General features: G+C 49.9%; 15 protein-coding genes. 8 read left to right on the top strand and 7 right to left on the bottom strand.

Going from position 1 to position 17,603, the window contains the following annotated elements; all coding sequences use genetic code 11:
• Nucleotides 1-62 precede the first annotated feature (62 nt).
• Complete coding sequence (gene bamE, locus Q0698_RS10110; RefSeq protein WP_298636386.1) at nt 63-404, bottom strand: outer membrane protein assembly factor BamE; 342 nt, start codon at nt 402-404, stop codon at nt 63-65.
• 79 nt (nt 405-483) lie between these two features.
• Between bamE and fur the strand changes: the two genes are divergently transcribed.
• Entirely contained in the window at nt 484-891 is a 408-nt protein-coding gene (fur, locus tag Q0698_RS10105) for a ferric iron uptake transcriptional regulator (RefSeq protein ID WP_298636384.1), read from the top strand.
• A gap of 164 nt (nt 892-1,055) precedes the next feature.
• On the opposite strand, the gene recN is transcribed toward fur, so the two are convergent.
• Nucleotides 1,056-2,741, bottom strand: coding sequence for a DNA repair protein RecN (gene recN / locus Q0698_RS10100; RefSeq protein WP_298636383.1), 1,686 nt, complete (start codon nt 2,739-2,741; stop codon nt 1,056-1,058).
• Between the two features lie 128 nt (nt 2,742-2,869).
• On the opposite strand from recN, the gene grpE reads away from it, so the two are divergent.
• The 4 genes from grpE to dapB all read left to right on the top strand — a co-directional run bounded on the left by grpE (nt 2,870) and on the right by dapB (nt 7,831).
• Nucleotides 2,870-3,430: a nucleotide exchange factor GrpE gene (gene grpE, locus Q0698_RS10095; protein WP_298636381.1), complete on the top strand. Its 561-nt coding sequence runs from the start codon at nt 2,870-2,872 to the stop codon at nt 3,428-3,430.
• 107 nt (nt 3,431-3,537) lie between these two features.
• The gene (gene dnaK / locus Q0698_RS10090; RefSeq protein ID WP_298636380.1) at nt 3,538-5,454 is read left to right on the top strand and encodes a molecular chaperone DnaK; all 1,917 of its coding nucleotides are present in this window, start codon (nt 3,538-3,540) and stop codon (nt 5,452-5,454) included.
• 89 nt (nt 5,455-5,543) lie between these two features.
• Complete coding sequence (gene dnaJ / locus Q0698_RS10085) at nt 5,544-6,662, top strand: molecular chaperone DnaJ (protein WP_298636379.1); 1,119 nt, start codon at nt 5,544-5,546, stop codon at nt 6,660-6,662.
• A 353-nt stretch (nt 6,663-7,015) separates the two neighbouring features.
• The gene (gene dapB / locus Q0698_RS10080) at nt 7,016-7,831 is read left to right on the top strand and encodes a 4-hydroxy-tetrahydrodipicolinate reductase (RefSeq protein ID WP_366140327.1); all 816 of its coding nucleotides are present in this window, start codon (nt 7,016-7,018) and stop codon (nt 7,829-7,831) included.
• A 26-nt stretch (nt 7,832-7,857) separates the two neighbouring features.
• Here dapB and Q0698_RS10075 read toward each other — a convergent pair whose 3' ends face one another.
• Nucleotides 7,858-9,234 (bottom strand): DUF945 family protein, encoded by a 1,377-nt coding sequence (locus tag Q0698_RS10075; RefSeq protein ID WP_298636377.1) that lies wholly within the window; start codon nt 9,232-9,234, stop codon nt 7,858-7,860.
• A 126-nt stretch (nt 9,235-9,360) separates the two neighbouring features.
• On the opposite strand from Q0698_RS10075, the gene Q0698_RS10070 reads away from it, so the two are divergent.
• Entirely contained in the window at nt 9,361-9,897 is a 537-nt protein-coding gene (locus Q0698_RS10070; RefSeq protein WP_298636376.1) for a hypothetical protein, read from the top strand.
• Between the two features lie 141 nt (nt 9,898-10,038).
• Here the strand turns inward: Q0698_RS10070 and Q0698_RS10065 are convergent, their stop codons facing one another.
• Both Q0698_RS10065 and Q0698_RS10060 read right to left on the bottom strand, forming a co-directional pair.
• Nucleotides 10,039-11,286, bottom strand: coding sequence for an imidazolonepropionase (locus Q0698_RS10065; protein WP_298636375.1), 1,248 nt, complete (start codon nt 11,284-11,286; stop codon nt 10,039-10,041).
• Nucleotides 11,283-12,686, bottom strand: coding sequence for an amidohydrolase family protein (locus Q0698_RS10060; RefSeq protein WP_298636373.1), 1,404 nt, complete (start codon nt 12,684-12,686; stop codon nt 11,283-11,285). The genes Q0698_RS10065 and Q0698_RS10060 overlap by 4 nt, the downstream gene beginning before the upstream one ends.
• Nucleotides 12,687-12,972: 286 nt before the next feature.
• On the opposite strand from Q0698_RS10060, the gene Q0698_RS10055 reads away from it, so the two are divergent.
• Together Q0698_RS10055 and Q0698_RS10050 are read left to right on the top strand one after the other, a co-directional pair.
• Entirely contained in the window at nt 12,973-13,872 is a 900-nt protein-coding gene (locus tag Q0698_RS10055) for a hypothetical protein (RefSeq protein WP_298636371.1), read from the top strand.
• A 105-nt stretch (nt 13,873-13,977) separates the two neighbouring features.
• Nucleotides 13,978-15,177, top strand: a complete 1,200-nt coding sequence (locus tag Q0698_RS10050; RefSeq protein WP_298636370.1) for a cupin domain-containing protein — start codon at nt 13,978-13,980, stop codon at nt 15,175-15,177.
• 83 nt (nt 15,178-15,260) lie between these two features.
• On the opposite strand, the gene hemB is transcribed toward Q0698_RS10050, so the two are convergent.
• A complete protein-coding gene (gene hemB, locus Q0698_RS10045; RefSeq protein ID WP_298636368.1) occupies nt 15,261-16,268 on the bottom strand; it encodes a porphobilinogen synthase in 1,008 nt (335 codons plus the stop codon).
• Nucleotides 16,269-17,549, bottom strand: a complete 1,281-nt coding sequence (gene hemL, locus Q0698_RS10040) for a glutamate-1-semialdehyde 2,1-aminomutase (protein WP_298636367.1) — start codon at nt 17,547-17,549, stop codon at nt 16,269-16,271.
• Between the last annotated feature and the right edge of the window lie 54 nt (nt 17,550-17,603).

The raw sequence follows: 17,603 nt of genomic DNA, 5'->3' as shown, positions 1-17,603 counted from the left end.
CAGCTAATGAGTCTTCTAAGAAGCATGTCAGTTAGCTGGCTTTTCGAGATGTAGTAGTTCGCTTAGTCTTCAGAAACGATTTGCGCATCCAACTGGCTATCGATCTCAATCAGCAAGTCATTATCAAATGTTAGAATCAGACGTTTAGTTCGAGTCACTTCATCTGCATCCTTGAGGCTCCAGTAGTAATCCCAACGATTCGCATTAAAGGTATCTGCGACTAGTGGCGTACCCAACACAAAGCGTACCTGTGATTTGTCCATACCAATTTCAAGTTGTTCGACTTTTTCCGCAGAAATGACATTACCCTGTTGAATGTCAATTTTGTACACCCGAAAGCGCGAGCAGCCACTTAGGGCTAGGAAGGTAGCGAGAGCTAGTACAATAAAGGTATACTTTTTCATTATTCGGTTATCCAGTACTACAAGTGAGTTGAGATAATACCTAAGCTAAAGCCAACATAGAAGAGCAAAAGGTTCATAAATGCCTAGCAAAAATATTGAGTTGAAAAAAGCGGGTCTGAAAGTTACCCACCCCCGCGTTAGAATACTGCAAGTGCTCGAAAGTTCCCCGGACCGTCATTTAAGTGCTGAAGATGTCTACCAGCACCTTCGTGACGCTGGTGACGACGTTGGTATTGCGACTGTTTATCGAGTATTAACTCAATTTGAGCAGGTGGGTATGGTACAAAAATTGAACTTCGATGGTGGTCAAGCGGTATTCGAATTGGATGATGGCGATCACCATGACCACATGGTCTGTGTCGATACGGGCAAGGTCATAGAATTTCACTCAGAGGAAATTGAGCGTCTTCAAGAAGAAATTGCAGCCGCACATGGTTATGAGATCAGTGACCACTCGCTCGTATTGTATGTAAAGCCTAAAGCTTAAGAGAAGGCGAGTCGGATCCCTGAGCGATATCTCGCCTCGGTCATAAAGTGATAGGTACTAGTATAATACGGTAACTCGTGAAGCTCGTTCCCCTTCGCACCTCACTCGTCCCGATTTTCGTTACTAACGGTGTCTGCGACGGGGCTTAGATCGATTCAAACGTACTAATGCATCAACGCAGTGAGTTCATCAACTTCCTCTAATAGCGCCCGTGCATTGGCTCGTGTTTGCTCCTTCACCTCGCTACCCCCCAACATTCTAGCCAGTTCTTCAGTACGTTCGTCCGATGATAGATAATGTAAGGTTGAATGGGTGTTGCCCTTTTTGGTTGTTTTCGAGACATGCCAGTGGTTATGCGACTGTGCTGCAACTTGAGGTTGATGAGTGACACTAAGTACCTGCAGCTTAACGCCCAATTTGCGCATCAGTTGGCCTATCTTAGACGCTGTTGTACCGCCGACGCCTACATCGACTTCATCAAATAGAAGGGTAGGCACGGTTGCTACGCTCGCCGTGACTACCGAGATAGCCAGCGCGATACGACTTAGTTCGCCACCTGAGGCAACTTTGTTAAGCGGTCCAAAGGGCTGGCCGATATTGGTTTGCACCATGAAATTGACACTTTCTGTGCCTGTAGGTGATAAGTCCGAAGAGTTAGCTGTCTGCCACTCCACCTTGAGCTTCGCGCCATCCATCGCCAACTCACCAAATAACTTATTCACCGAAGAGCTAAGTGTCTGTCCGGCTTTCACTCGCGCTTTAGCGAGTTTTGCCGCGGCCTGGTAGTAGTGGTCTTCGACTTCTGTCATGGCACTTCGTAGTGTCTCAACCTGGGCATCGATACCCGAGAGAGCTAATAGTTCATCGCTCAGTGCTAGATGAAGAGAAGGCAATGCCTCGGGCATCACTTTGTGCTTTCGTGCTACCGCATAAATGGCCTCAAGACGTTGAGTAACCGTATTCAACGCCTCGGGATTGTGCTCGACGCCACTGAGATGCTGGCGCAACTCTGAGGTGGCTTCATCGGCATGAATTAGCGCGGTGTTTAGGAGTTCAATGGCTGTTTCTGCGGAACTTGAAATAACGGGCATGTTCGTAAGGGCGTTAATGGCACCTTGGAGCTGAGTGCGAATACCATCGTCGTCATCGATGAGTGAACTAGCCTCTTCGCCGGCACTAATCAGAGCCTGAGCATGAGAGAGAACCTGTTGCTGTTCTTCTAGCGTCTCAATCTCACCCTCAGTAAGTTCTAGGGCATCCAATTCCGAGACTTGGTATTGAAGGAGTTGTTTGCGCGCAACGCCCTCTTCTGGATTAGCGGTGAGTAGCTTGAGTTCCTTTCGATAATTACGCCATTGATAGGCATAACTCGCGACGCTCGATCTCAGTGTATTGAGCTGGCCAATGTTATCGATTAAATCTAGCTGGTGTGCAGTATTAAGTAGTGCCTGATGACCATGTTGGCTGTGAATTTCAGCTAGTAATGGTGCGAGCTGCTTGAGCTGTGAAGCGGCAACGGGTCGACCGTTTAAGAACGCCTTGCTTCGCCCGTCAGCGGCAACCACTCGCCTGAGGATGCAGTGATCTTCGTCCATTAGCTCATGGGCCGTAAGCCAATCAATAGCGGCTCTGTTCTCTCGGATGTCAAAGCAGGCAGAGATGTCAGCGCGTTTTGCGCCGTGACGCACATAGCCCGCATCGGAGCGAGCGCCGAGCGCTAGACTCAGCGCGTCTAGCATAATGGATTTTCCCGCACCGGTTTCGCCCGTAATAACAGTCAGCCCAGGGCTGAACTCCAGATTAAGTTCTTCAACGAGTGCGAATTGAGATATTGATAGTTCACTTAGCATAACTGTGCATCCATACAGTGTTTTTATATACAGTACGCTGTTGATGAAAATTTGACAAGAGGGGCTTGAAAAATAATTTGTAGCATCCATATAGCTAACATCGATAGGAAATTGCAACGGAGTAAATCGTGAGCGATAAAGATGTAGAAAACGAAGAGCAGCAAGTACAGGCTAACGAAGAGGCTTCGGTAGAAGCAACGGAAGATCTGACCGCGGAAGAGCAATTGGAAGCGCAGATCGAGTCGTTGAACGATGAAGTTGGTCAGTTGAAGGATCAGATGCTTCGTGTTCAAGCGGAAGCTGCCAATATTCGCCGTCGATCTGAGATCGATGTCCAGAACGCTCACAAGTTTGGTCAAGAGAAGCTCGTCAAAGATTTGCTTCAGGTTGCCGATAACTTGGAGCGAGCGCTGACGGCGATTGATCGTGAAGACGAAGCGGTTAAGCCGCTTGCTGAAGGTGTTGAACTGACGCTTAAGTCATTCATTGACAACTTGGCGAAGCACAAAGTTGAAGCCGTTAACCCAGTTGGTGAGCCATTCGACCCGAACCTACACCAGGCCATGACGATGGTGCCGAATGCCGACCTAGAGCCGAACACGGTGATGGACGTTATGCAGAAGGGCTATACCTTGCACGGCCGTATTGTTCGACCAGCAATGGTAGTGGTTTCGAAGGCAGCGGACTAAAAATTTTTTGAATGAGGGTTGAAAAAACTTTTTCGAACCCCATTTAAGTTACATAGATTGATAAACGGTGTAGCAATACACCAACCGAAATTTGATTGGAGGCCACTATGGGCAAAATCATTGGAATTGACTTAGGTACTACTAACTCTTGTGTTGCGGTAATGGAAGGCGACAAGGTTAAAGTAATTGAAAACGCAGAGGGCGACCGTACTACGCCTTCGATCATTGGTTACGCTGACGACGGCGAAACGTTAGTCGGTGCAGCGGCGAAACGCCAGGCCGTTACTAACCCGCACAACACCGTTTACGCAATTAAGCGTTTGATTGGTCGTAAGTTCACTGACAACGAAGTTCAGAAGGATCTTAGCCTAGTACCATTTGGTATCGTAGCGGCCGATAACGGTGACGCATGGGTTGAGGTTAAGGGCGAAAAGCAGGCTCCACCACAGATTTCTGCTGAAGTACTTAAAAAGATGAAGAAGTCAGCTGAAGACTATCTTGGTGAAAGTGTTACCGAAGCCGTGGTCACTGTTCCGGCTTACTTCAATGATTCACAGCGCCAAGCAACTAAGGACGCGGGTAAGATTGCCGGTCTTGAAGTTAAGCGCATCATCAACGAGCCGACCGCCGCCGCTATGGCTTACGGTTTGGACAAAGCGAAGGGCGAACGCAAAGTAGCGGTCTATGACCTTGGTGGTGGTACTTTCGATATTTCTATCATCGAAATTGATGAAGCAGACGGCGATATTCAGTTCGTAGTGCTTTCTACAAACGGTGACACGCACCTTGGTGGTGAAGATTTCGACCTAGTGTTGATTAACTACCTTGCGGACGAGTTTAAGAACCAGTCAGGTATTGATCTGAAAGGTGATGCGCTAGCGATGCAGCGTTTGAAGGTGGCTGCTGAGAAGGCGAAGATTGAATTGTCTTCAAGCTCACAGACTGAAGTTAACGAGCCATACATCACGGCTGACGCAACTGGTCCTAAGCACTTGGTGGTTAAGCTGACTCGCTCTAAACTTGAGTCGCTAGTCGAGAAGCTCATTGAGCAGTCACTTGCTCCGGTTCGCCAGGCACTTGACGATGCGGACCTAAGCGTTTCTGAAATCGATGACGTTATCTTGGTAGGTGGTCAGACACGTATGCCTTTGGTCCAGGAGAAAGTAACAGCTTTCTTCGGCAAAGAGCCACGTAAAGACGTTAACCCAGATGAAGCAGTAGCAATGGGTGCGGCAATTCAGGGTGCGGTACTTTCTGGTGATGTGACTGACGTGCTTCTTTTGGATGTGACGCCTCTGTCGCTAGGTATCGAGACGATGGGTGGTGTTGCAACGCCACTAATTGAGAAGAACACCACGATTCCTACTAAGAAGTCACAGGTATTCTCAACAGCCGATGACAACCAGACAGCGGTAACTATCCACGTGGTTCAGGGTGAGCGTAAGCAAGCTACTCAGAACAAATCATTGGGTCGTTTCGACTTGGCTGACATCCCGCCAGCACCACGTGGTATGCCACAGATTGAAGTCACTTTCGACATCGATGCTAACGGTATTCTTAACGTCAGCGCGAAGGACAAAGCAACTGGTAAAGAGCAGTCGATTGTTATTAAGGCTTCTTCTGGTCTGAGCGACGAAGAGATCGAGCAAATGGTCAAGGACGCGGAAGCTAATGCTGAAGCGGATAAGGCGTTCGAAGAAGTTGTTCAAGCGCGTAATGCTTTGGAAGGTCTAACGCACGCTTCGAAGAAGACACTCGAAGAAGCTGGTGATAAGGCAACTGAGGAAGAGAAAGCGGCTATCGAAGCAGCGATTACTGAAGCAGAAGAAGCGGCTAAAGGCGAAAGCAAAGAAGCGATGGAAGCTGCTACCCAGAAGCTAACTGAAGCGACTTCAGGTTTGGCACAGAAGATGTACGCTGAGCAAGCTGAAGCCGAGCAAGGCCAAGCTAGCGATGCAACTCAAGCTCAAGGCGACGACGTAGTTGACGCTGAGTTTGAAGAAGTGAAAGACGAAAAGAAGTAAGCGCCTAGGCGTGAGCTAAAGCAGGGCGCATCAAGAGGGTAATACTTCTTGCTTGCGCCTTTTGCGTTATTGGATAAAGGCAAAATTTGATGTCAAAAACAGATTATTATGAAGTGCTTGGTGTAGGGCGCGACGCAACTGAGAAAGATCTTAAGCGAGCTTATCGTAAGGTTGCAGCGAAGTATCACCCAGATCGTAATCCCGATGACCCAAAAGCTGAAGAGAAGTTTAAAGAAGCTTCAGAGGCCTACGAAATTCTCTCCGACTCGCAAAAGCGTGCAGCCTATGACCAATATGGTCATGCAGCTTTTGAACAGGGCGGCCAAGGTGGCGGCGGTTTCGGTGGCGGTGGCGCTGGATTTGGCGATATTTTCGGTGATGTCTTTGGTGATATCTTCGGTGGTGGTCGTCGTCAGCGTGGACCTCAGCCAGGACGTGATCTTCAGTACAACCTTGAGCTAACGCTTGAAGAAGCGGTTCACGGTGTTAAGAAGACGATTAAGATTCCTACGGATGTAGACTGTGACACCTGTGACGGTTCCGGTTCGAAAGACGGCTCTAAGCCTGAGACCTGTGGCACCTGTAATGGCCACGGACAAGTGCGGATGCAACAGGGTATGTTTGCGGTTCAGCAGGCCTGTCCAAGCTGTCATGGTCGCGGTTCGGTTATCAAGGATCCATGCTATTCGTGCCGAGGAACTGGGCAGAAGGAAATTGAGAAATCACTTTCTGTTAATATTCCAGCCGGTGTTGATACGGGCGCACGAGTTCGTCTTTCCGGCGAGGGTGAAGCTTCACCGAATGGTGGCCAAACCGGCGACCTCTTCGTCATGGTTCATGTTCGCGAACACAAGATCTTTGAGCGCGATGGTAAGAACCTCTATTGCAACGTCCCAGTAAGTATCGTTGATGCGGCACTGGGCGGTGAAATTGAAGTGCCAACCTTGGACGGTAAAGTTAAGCTGAAGATCCCATCGGAGACTCAGTCTGGCAAGATGTTCCGTCTTCGCGGCAAGGGTGTTGTAGATCTTCGCGGCGGCTCAGCGGGTGACTTGATGTGCCGGATGCAGGTTGAGACTCCCGTTAAGCTCAACAAGCGCCAAGTAGAAATCTTAGAAGAATTCCGAGAAAGCTTGGAAGGTGATAAAAATTCACCGCGTAAAAAGAGTTGGTTTGACGATGTGAAGAATTTCTTCGCAGGCGAATAAAGACAAAGGATGCTTCGGCATCCTTTTTTTTGCCTGAACGAAGTAGCGGGCGCAGGATGCAATTAGGGGTCGGGTACATAACTAAGGATGCAATTAGGGGTCGGGTACATAACTAACGACAACCTTAAGTATGGAACGCCAAAGGTACCAGCGTGGATATTATGTACCCGTCCCCAATCGCGCAAAGCTTGTAACGCCCTCCGCACCAGTCGGCATAATATGTACCCGACCCCTAATTGCTATGTACCCGACCCCTAATTGCTATTCCGCCCTGGTATAGGAGCTATAGGGGATCTATTTTTACCTGCCAGGTATTTGGGTGTAGACTGCTAGCAAATAGTTAACGAGCAAACATCATGAAAAAAATTGCTGTAGTCGGTGCGGGTGGTCGTATGGGTCGGGCCCTAATTAATGCAGTGAATGACGCTACGGATATGAATCTGAGCGCGGCGACGGCGCGAGCGGAAAGCTCTCTGCTAGGTGTTGACGCAGGTGAATTGGCAGGCGTTGGGAAGTTGGATGTTGCCGTGGTGAGTTCGGATGACTTAGCTGAACAGAACTTCGACGTACTCATTGATTTCAGTCAGCCCGAGCTCAGCCTCAAGAACCTGAGAGTTTGTGCGCAATTAAACGCGTCGGTAGTTCTTGGGACTACCGGCTTTAGCGCTCAGGAGCGGGAACAGATCAATGAGTTAGCGAAGCAGATTCCTATCGTATTCTCCGCGAACATGAGCGTGGGGGTGAATGTGGCGCATAAGCTGCTAGCGATGGCGGCTAAAGCGATGGCTGATGACTATGATATTGAGATTGTAGAGGCTCACCACCGCTTCAAAAAAGATGCGCCATCGGGCACGGCATTAGCCATGGGCGAAGTTATTGCTGATACCATAGGTCGCAATCTCGATGAAGTGGCAATTTATGGTCGCGAAGGCTTCACTGGCGAACGTGAGAAAGAGACTATCGGCTTCGCTACGGTTCGCGGCGGCGATGTCGTGGGTGATCACACGGTTATGTTTTTAGGTGACGGCGATCGCCTTGAAATTACTCACAAAGCGTCAAGCAGAAACACCTTCGCGAAGGGCGCGGTTAAAGCTGCACGATGGCTCAAGGGGCAGGAAAACGGCCTTTACACTATGGCCGATGTACTGGGTCTTGACTCAAAGCGTTGAGCTTCCTTTAAGGCGCTATCGCGCCTTTAATTCACCGGCTCAGAGAGTGAAATTCCATTGATGATGAGTTCGCCCGATATCAACTCGATCAGCGCATCATAGCCACCCGCCTCATCTGGAATTAGGTACCCAGCTTCCCCATACTGCTCAAGTAATTGCTCTAAACTCAGTCGCACCTTTTCGCTTTCAGCTTGAAAGTCAGCGGCGTTGGGGGAAGCAAAGGGTTGACTACTAATAGTCCGAATATCGGCCAACTGAGCGATGAAGCTTTCATTGAAACCCACGTTGACTTTCATATCCAACGGGGCGTTTAAGGTATTAGTTAGTCTGAGTTCACCGTGAATACTTAACTCGGCATCGTTGTTGGTTAGCGAGAGCTCCTCCACCGTAACCCGTGTCCCAGCAATAATCTGAAGCATCTGACTCTGAAACGCCTGGGGGGTTAAGTTTTGTGCAAAGTCCTCGTTGTTAATTTCAATTTCCGAAAGTTGTTGGTAGGGAAAATCAGTTAGTGTAAGTTTTTCTGTGAGGGTACCAATAGGAAGATTGTTGAGGGTTAGCTCACTGATTTTCGCAGTTCCTGTACCTTGAAGATAGCCATCGGTAACTGTACCGGAAAAATCAGCTTCGAAGGCATTAAAGCCGCTGCGACGTTGGCCGTCACTGTACCAAATTGGTTCGCTCGATAATGAACTATTTGCAGATAAAAGAAATTCTTCAGTGAAGCTTAAATTACTTGTGTAGTGAAGGTCACCACCATAAGCGCTGGAAAACGAAGCGTGATCTAAAAATTCAAAGCCCGACCATAGCAATTCATGTTGCTCGAACCCAGTTTGATCTATTTCGAAACGGTAGATAAACGGTGCGACTGTCAGCGCAATGTCATCCTCGACAAAATTGATACCATTTGTCGTAAACTCTCCCAAAAGCTGACTGCCAAAAGTTAGCGTCAGTTCGCCGGTAATTATTTGCTGACCGAAAAGATTCAAGACCTGTCGATCCATGGATGCTTCGTCTAATGGTGGGCAGTGTGACGAATTCTCGACGTTCAACTCGATCTCGCCATGTGCGATGTCTAATTGTAGCCATTCGATTGGCGAATGTTGAAGAGAGAGTTCAGCGCTAAGGCATTGGGGTAGGGTAATCTCTTGATCTGAATGGAAGAGCTTAAACCGATACAAAGCGCCGAAGAATTGCGCTGTTTTTTGTACCTCAATGAGATGGAGTTGCCCCTGGCTTCCTGCGAGGGTGTTGTAGTCACTGACTTGACTAAGAATCTGGTCATCGATGTCTTCGGCTATGAAGCAATTTACACTATAAATTGCGCCAACAGCAGTAAAAAGGCCTAGGCCAACAGTTAACAATTTCTTCATCTCTAGCAAGTACTCGAGGTTAATATGCACGGCAGCCTATCGTAGGGTATTTTGGCTAAGAGGTGGAATTTACGGATAAAACCTAGACAAAAAAAACACAAAATGTGATGCGGTTAACTAAACTAAAAATGATTGAATATCATTTTAGGTGGACGTATGAAAGGCGCACTCATTATATTTGTAGTACTAGCAATAGGTTGCGCGAGTAATGCGGATATGGCAATTAATTCCCCGCCAACACAGGAAGCTGAATTCAGTCAGCGAGCAGATTTTCCTTCAGAGTTAGATAGGTTGACCAACCTTGAATCACTGCGGCAGTTGAAATTTAAGTATAGCGACCAGCAGAAAGCAGAGTGGCTGGGTTATCAAGCCGCGCGATGCGAATCCTTGTTTGGTATGTCAGACATCACCGAACGCTGTATTTCCAATGAGGCGCGAGTACTTCGGTTGTTCTCTACGTTACCGGTTGAGCAGATTTCTGAAGATCAATTCTTAGTCACGCTAGAAGTGTTCGAGTATTATGCAAGTATTCAGCAAAGAAGGTCGGGCTATTCTTTAGCCTACGTGAATCATTCGGAAGAACTCAGTGAGAGCCAGAAAAACTTACTACTCAGTCAGTCTGCTTCACCGCTTGCGTTATTCATTGTTTCGTTGAGGGACGTGTTAAACGAAGAAGATGAAACCGTCTACTAACGCTTTGTTATGGGATATGAGTCAAAGACGTAAAAAAAGCGCTTAGCAAGTCACTCCATAGATTGGAGCGCTCGCCAAGCGCTTTAACGGTTCTACCAATTACTGAGGATTATCGAAACTCAGAGGTAGCAACTGAAGCAATTAGTTGTAGGAGAAAGGTTCCGTTTGTTCGATATCGAAGTAACGTTTCGCCAATGCTTCTTCACGAGTCTTCAATTCAACCTGCTCCCCGTCAATCACAACAGTAGTCGGTGCGCTAGTTAACTCAAGCGGGTCACCACTCCAAACTACGACATCAGCAGTCTGACCCACCTCAAGCGTTGCCGAGTAAGCGCCACCGAAGATATCTACCGCATTGACGGTGAGTGCATCAACCGCGCTCTCCCAGGGTAGGCCGTGAGCGACAGCTAGACCGGCCGCTTGGGTGAGGGTTTGGCCGGTATATGGTTCGCCGTTATAGAACGCGATGGTCACGCCTGCCGCATTAAGCAACGCGGCATTGTCCAAACGCGCTGCGCGCTGGTCGAAACCGTAGGGTAAGTTTAGGTAAGGATCGACCAATACCGGGATGTCAGCAGCGGCTAATTCGTCTGCGACACGCCACGCTTCTGCTCCACCGCGAATAACCGCTTTGAGGTTATGTCGTTCAGCAAAGTCCATGACCAAGCGCAGATCGCTCATACGATTCGCATCGAAAACCAGTGGTACATCGCCACTGATGACCGCTTGGAGTGCTTCCAAACTATCCAGTGAGAGGACATAGCTACCAGAATTACTGTAGCGATCACGAGGGTTATTCGCATAGTGCTTAGCGTCAGTTATCACGCGCTCAAGGTTCACCCAAAGTGCTGCACGCGTGCCGCCAGAAACGTCTTTGCCAAATTCTTCAACATCAACGAACTGAGCAATATCAGCAGCAGTGACTAAGTCGTCGCCGAAAGTTTTGATGGCGGCAGCTTGCCCCATAAAGACTTTGTTACCGCCACCTGGCGCTACGATAGCTCGCGTGAAACCGAAGCGATAGGCTAGCGGAAGGCGTGTTGAATCCGGATTAATCGCATATTGCATTGAGGTGGCAGCGCCAGACTCATCTGAATAAGCATCTACCGTGCTGGATTCGGCACTAACTTCTACCGAGCCCCAGTTCACCGCAGTACCAACAAAGCCGGGTGTTACATATTGACCCGCAGCATCGATAACTACCGTGCCCTCAGGAATGTTTACAGCCGAACCGATAGCGGTGATTTCGTCACCACGAATCAGAATTGTCGCGTTTTCCAGGGTTCCCTGAGCGGACTGGGTGACAGCTTTAGCGTTGATGATTGCAATGTTATCCGCCATCGCTACGTTGCTAGCAATAAGGGCTAGTGCCAGAGTTGAACGAATCATTGTGCATCCTCCAAAGCAGGTTGTGCGACTTCGAAATCAGCGGTCTGCTGAACGGTTTCATCAAAGCGATCGTAACGCATCGCGCCATCAATAAAGACCTGGTCGGCAAGGGTGTACACGGAGAATGGGTTACCACTCCAAATGACCACGTCGGCATTCTTCCCGGCTTCGAGTGACCCGGTGACTTGCTCAAGTCCCAATGACTTAGCAGGGTTGTAGCTCAACCAACGCCACGCGTGTTCGATGGAGATATCCATACCATGACGGTTACCCGCTGCCATGGCTTTAGCGGCTTCATGATTCAAACGCTGAATTCCCATGTCGTCATCGGAGTGAACGATGGCGTCGGCGCCCGCTTTATCCATCAGTGCGATGTTCGATAGCGAAGCGTCATAAGCCTCCATCTTAAAGCCCCACCAATCTGCCCAAAGGGCGCCAGCGATGTTGTTTTCAGCCAAAAGATCAGCAATCTTGTAGGCCTCAACGCCGTGGTGGAAGGCGGTAATCTGATAATCGAATTCCTTAGAAAGATCGATCATGATCGACATCTCTTCCGCGGTGTAGCAGTGGTTGTGGATACGAATATCGCCGGCCAAAACTCCCGCTAGTGTTTCTAGCTGCAGATCTCTTGATGGCTCATCACCACCATTTGCCGCGTAGTCATCCCACGTTGCCTTGTAGTCCTGTGCCGCTAACCAAGCATTGCGATAGCCTTCAACGTTACCCATACGGGTCATTGGGCCGCCGCGGTTACCGTAGACTCGCTTGGGGTTCTCACCACAAGCCATCTTCAAACCGTAGGGTGCGTCAGGAAATTTCATCTCCATGACGTTACGGCCGATGATGGGTTTCAAAACCACGCTACGACCACCGAAAAGGTTGGCTGAACCCGGTAGGATCTGCAACGCGGTGACACCGCCGGCTACGGCGCGTGTAAAGCCTGGATCTTGTGGGTGAACCGAATGCTCAGTCCAAACACCAGCGGTATTTGGCGAAGTCATTTCGTTACCATCCTGTGATGAATCCACGGACGGCGCAGGGTAGTTACCTAAGTGACTGTGAATGTCGATGATGCCAGGAGTTACCCAACGGCCTTCACCATCAATCACCACTGTACCGTCGTCTGCAGAGAGGTCCGCACCCACGGCAACAATTTTTCCATCGCTTAATAGCACACTGGTGTTTTCATATAGCGCGCCGAGGCCATCTAGAACCGTAGCGTTGGTAATCAGTACCGGAGCCGTTTCTGGGGCAACGTACTGACTTGGGAATGCATCAAGGCGAGCAAAATCGGCTTTTGCCTGAGCATCGCCAGAAGAACTGTTACCTTGGGAGGCAGTATCGCAGGCAGTGATAGTAGCCGCTGCGGTGATTGCCAGAAAAAGGGTGCTAACTTTCATTGGTTAGAGCTCCTTAGAATGAGTGTGTGAGCTTGGGCGCCTATTAGATCAGTTTTTATAGCAACCAAGTGATGTTGAAACCGAGATTGAAGTTAACAGAAATTACCCGCCTCGTCATCCGTATAAGCCTCGAAAGTCGCGTTAACTCAAGCTTCCATCTTAATCAAAATTTGACCGATTGGTTGTGAATTGCACAGCGAGTCGGTAGACTTAATTCATAAAAATAGATTCAGTCGAGCACTATTTACTCTCTGCTAATGGCTGAAAGCTGCTTGGAGAAAGAACAATGAAGCGAAACTTAACACGTCGATCCTTTTTAGGTCTTGTGACGGGCGCTGTCGCCACCACCGCAATCACCGTAACGCCTAAGGCTAAGGCCGCTAGCGATAGCGATCCGAGCGATGGTGTTGGCGAGGGCGTCACAGGGATAACAGACTCAGATACCGGATCCAGTGCCGATAGATCGAATCGAGGTAGAGGTAACCGGTCGGGCTGCAGCGATTCTGACAGCGGGAAGAATTCTGATGACGCCGGTAATGGTCGTCATTGCTCAACACAGAGTGGTTGCACTGATTCTGACACCGGCAAAAATTCCGATGACGCCGGCAATGGTCGTCATTGTTCAACTGAGAGTGGTTGTACCGATTCCGACACCGGCAGCAATTCTGACGACGCAGGCAACGGCCGAAACTGCCAGTCAGGTTGCACCGATTCCGACACCGGCAGTAATTCTGACGACGCCGGCAACGGCCGAAACTGTCAGTCAGGTTGCACCGATTCCGACACCGGCAGTAATTCTGACGACGCCGGCAACGGCCGAAACTGTCAGTCAGGTTGTACCGATTCCGACACCGGCAGTAATTCTGACGAAGCCGGCAACGGCCGAAATTGTCAGTCAGGTTGCACCGATTCCGACACCGGTAGTAATTCCGATGACGCTAGCAATGGCCGAAACTGCTCAACCGAAAGTGGTTGTACGGACTCAGACACCGGCAGCAATTCCGATGATGCCGGCAACGGCCGAAACTGTCAGTCAGGTTGCACCGATTCCGACACCGGCGGCCGTGCTGACTCCGTGGGTAATGGTCGGAGCTGTTCAGGTAGTTCGGGTGGTTCAGTGGAGCAGGGATGTACTGACAGTGACCCCAATGATGATGCCGGCGAAGGGCGCTGCTCAACCTTCTAATTTTTGCTGAATCACGAGTAGGGGATGACGAAACGGGTCGTAATTGGACCGGACGTTAATCCCCTTTTTTGTCTCCATCTCAAACACAGACCGCAGGTTTATTTCATGGTAGCGAGCGCCAACAACGTCTTCAACAGTATCTTCTCTAGTACCGAGCTTCTCGAAGATTTTCTCTCAAATAGCTATCAATCCAAGCATCAGCGCTTCTTAGCCACCGAGGAAAGCTTGGGTGCATTACATGGCACCTTAGACGTTGCCACGCTGGATGAACTTCTGGCGAATGCGCAAATGCCTGCCTCGTCCATCGATATGGCGAGAGCCGATAGAAGAATGAAGCGCAGTGAATTTTGCTACGATAATGGCACCATTGACCTACGAGCGGTGATTCGCGAGTACCGTGCCGGCGCCACCCTTATTCTGTCTCAACTCCATGAGGCCGACACGAAGTTGGCGGATCTTTGTCGGCAGTTTGAAGCCGTCTTTAACTGCCATGTACAAACCAATATTTATTTAACGCCGCCAGGCTATCAAGGCTTCCGTCCACATTTTGATGCCCATGATGTATTCGTGATGCAGGTAGCTGGGTCGAAGGCGTGGAAGCTTTATGATCATCCCGTGAAACTGGCTTATAAGGGTGAGCGTTTCAACTCCAATGTCCATAAGCCTGGTGAGTTAACGGAAGAATTCACCATGGATGCCGGCGAAACGATCTATATCCCCAAGGGGATGATGCATGACGCTTCCAATAGCGGTGATGAGCCATCCTTACATATCACTTTGGGATTAATTACCAAGAATTGGACGGATTTGGTGATTGAAGCAGTGTCTGAGGTAGCGGTGAATCATCCAGAATTTCGTCAGGCGCTGCCGCCCAATTTTGCCACGGCTGATTTCGACAACTCGGCGGCGCAAGCGCACTTTAAAACCTTAATAGACATCATTGCGAAAGAGGCCAATCTCGACCATGCATTGGACTACTTTGCCGGAGATTTTATTCAGCGACAGAAGCCTGATATCCGTGGTGGCCTGTTGGATGCTGTATTCGCCCCTGCCGAAATGAAGCCATCGCAACGCTATCAGCTACGTGCTAACTATCTCGCTCAGTTCTTTGAAGATGGCGACAGGCTCACCTTAGTCTCGCCGGGTGGTCACATGCATTTTGAATTAGGGGCAAGCGATGCCCTAGATGAGATTCTTCGCGGCGAGGCTTTCGTTGCGACTGACCTTCCTGGCTTGGCCACGGAAGATCAGCGTGCTTTAGTGGATAAGCTAGCGGCTGCCAGTGTCATTGAATTGGCCGCCTAACTAGCTGATTGGACGGATTGCAGCGCGCCATAGCCCAACAGGGACATCGGCAAAGCGCTGACAACTTAGCCAGCCATTGAGGGTTAGCCGTTGAGGAGCTCGGCCGCCGCTTCCGCGTAGTAGCTAAGAATGCCATCGGCGCCAGCACGTTTAAACGCCATCAAACTCTCCATCATGACGGCATCACCATTTAACCAGCCGTTTGCAGCGGCTGCCTGATGCATGGCGTACTCCCCAGAAACCTGATAGGCGAAGGTTGGTGCTGCTAGCTCGTCTTTGACGCGACGCACCACATCCAGATACGGCATTCCCGGTTTCACCATAATCATGTCCGCACCTTCCTGCAGATCTAATGCACATTCATGCAACGCTTCGTTCAGGTTAGCGGGATCCATCTGATAGTTAGCTTTACTGCCACCCTTTAGATTTCCGGCTGAACCCACAGCGTCTCTGAAGGGGCCGTAATAGGCTGATGCGTATTTCGCACTGTAAGCCATGATGGCGGTGTTGCAGAAACCGTGGGACTCTAGCGCACCGCGAATGGCGCCAATACGACCATCCATCATATCCGAGGGAGCAACCACATCCGCACCCGCTTCGGCGTGAGAGATGGCCTGCTTCACCAGCACTTCGACTGTGGTGTCGTTGAGCACATAACCCGTGTCATCAATGATGCCGTCTTGACCGTGAGTAGTGAAAGGATCTAGCGCGACATCGGTCATAATGCCGAGTTCTGGCACCGCGTCCTTTAGGCTCTTAATAGCTCGCTGTGCCAGCCCATCAGGATTGAAAGCCTCATCGCCGTGAAGGCTTTTAACTTCACTAGGCGTTACCGGGAATAGCGCAAGGGCTGGGACACCAAGGGAATGAAGGTGTTTCGCCTTTTGGACGAGTAGGTCAATACTCAGGCGCTCGATACCCGGCATTGAAGCAATGGCTTCGCGTTGGTTCGCTCCCTCTAGCACGAATACTGGGAAGATCAGATCGTGCGGGGTGAGCGTGTTCTCGCGCATGAGGTTACGGCTAAAGGCGTTTGCTCTTAACCTGCGAGGCCGAGTTGCTGGGAAAGGTCCGCGCGTGAACTGTACCATTTAGATTCGCTCCATAGCTCTGTCTGCCGCCGCAATGGTGGCGTCAATGTCTTCATCGGTGTGCGCTTGCGACATAAATCCGGCTTCGAAACATGCCGGTGCCAAGTAGACGCCTTCTTCTAGCATAGCGTGGAAGAAGCGATTGAAGCGATCGTTGTCGCCGTTCATGACCTGTTGGTAATTCGTGACGTTATCCGCTTCGTTGAAGAAGAAGCCAAACATCGAACCCGCTGAGTTAGTAGTAAACGGAATGCCATGCTTGTCAGCTGCCGCCTGAACTCCCTTCACTAAGCGCTGCGTCTTCCGATTTAACTCGTCGTAAAAGCCCTCAGTAGCAATGAGCTCTAAGGTCTTAAGGCCTGCTGCCATGGCCACCGGGTTTCCAGAGAGGGTCCCCGCCTGATACACCGGGCCAAGCGGAGCAATGTGTTCCATGATTTCACGCTTACCGCCAAAGGCGCCAACTGGCATGCCGCCGCCAATGACCTTGCCCAAACAGGTGAGATCGGCCTGCACACCGAAATGCCCCTGGGCACCCGTTAGCGAGACGCGGAAGCCCGTCATTACTTCATCGATGATGAGTACTGCGCCACTTTGGTCACAGACTTCACGAAGGCATTCTAAGAAGCCAGGTACTGGCGGAATACAGTTCATGTTACCCGCAACGGGTTCAACGATGATTGCCGCAATGCTGTCACCCTGTTCAGCGAATAACGCGCGAACGGCTTCAGCATTGTTGTATTCAAGTGTGAGGGTGTATTTTGCGAGATCCGCGGGCACGCCAGGTGAGTTCGGTACGCCGAGTGTCAGAGCGCCAGACCCCGCTTTTACCAGCAATGAGTCCGAGTGGCCGTGGTAGCAGCCTTCAAACTTAACAATCTTATCTCTGCCGGTGTAACCGCGAGCTAGGCGAATCGCACTCATGGTGGCTTCGGTACCCGAACTCACCATGCGAACCATCTCCATGCCTGGGAAGATGTCACAGACCTTGTCGGCCAGTGTGGTCTCAATTTCAGTGGGTGCACCGAAAGACAAACCATCCTGTGCTTTTTCAACCACCGCCGAGATCACCTCTGGATGAGCATGTCCTAACACCATTGGTCCCCAGGACTGCACATAATCGATGTAACGTTTGCCATCGGCATCGTAAGCATAGGCACCGGCTGCTTTTTCAAAGAAAACGGGAGTGCCACCCACGGCTTTAAAGGCACGAACGGGAGAATTTACGCCACCGGGAATGTGACGCTGGGCCGAGCTAAATAGATTGTCAGAACGAGACATAAAAATCCTAAAACGAGTTAAAACGTTAATTAATGCTTAGCATTATCGCCTGTA

This window comes from uncultured Umboniibacter sp. (genome assembly GCF_947497555.1).
Taxonomy (GTDB): domain Bacteria; phylum Pseudomonadota; class Gammaproteobacteria; order Pseudomonadales; family DSM-25080; genus Umboniibacter.
Note: the sequence above shows the minus strand (reverse complement) of the source record. Positions and strands in the feature narration are given on the sequence as shown.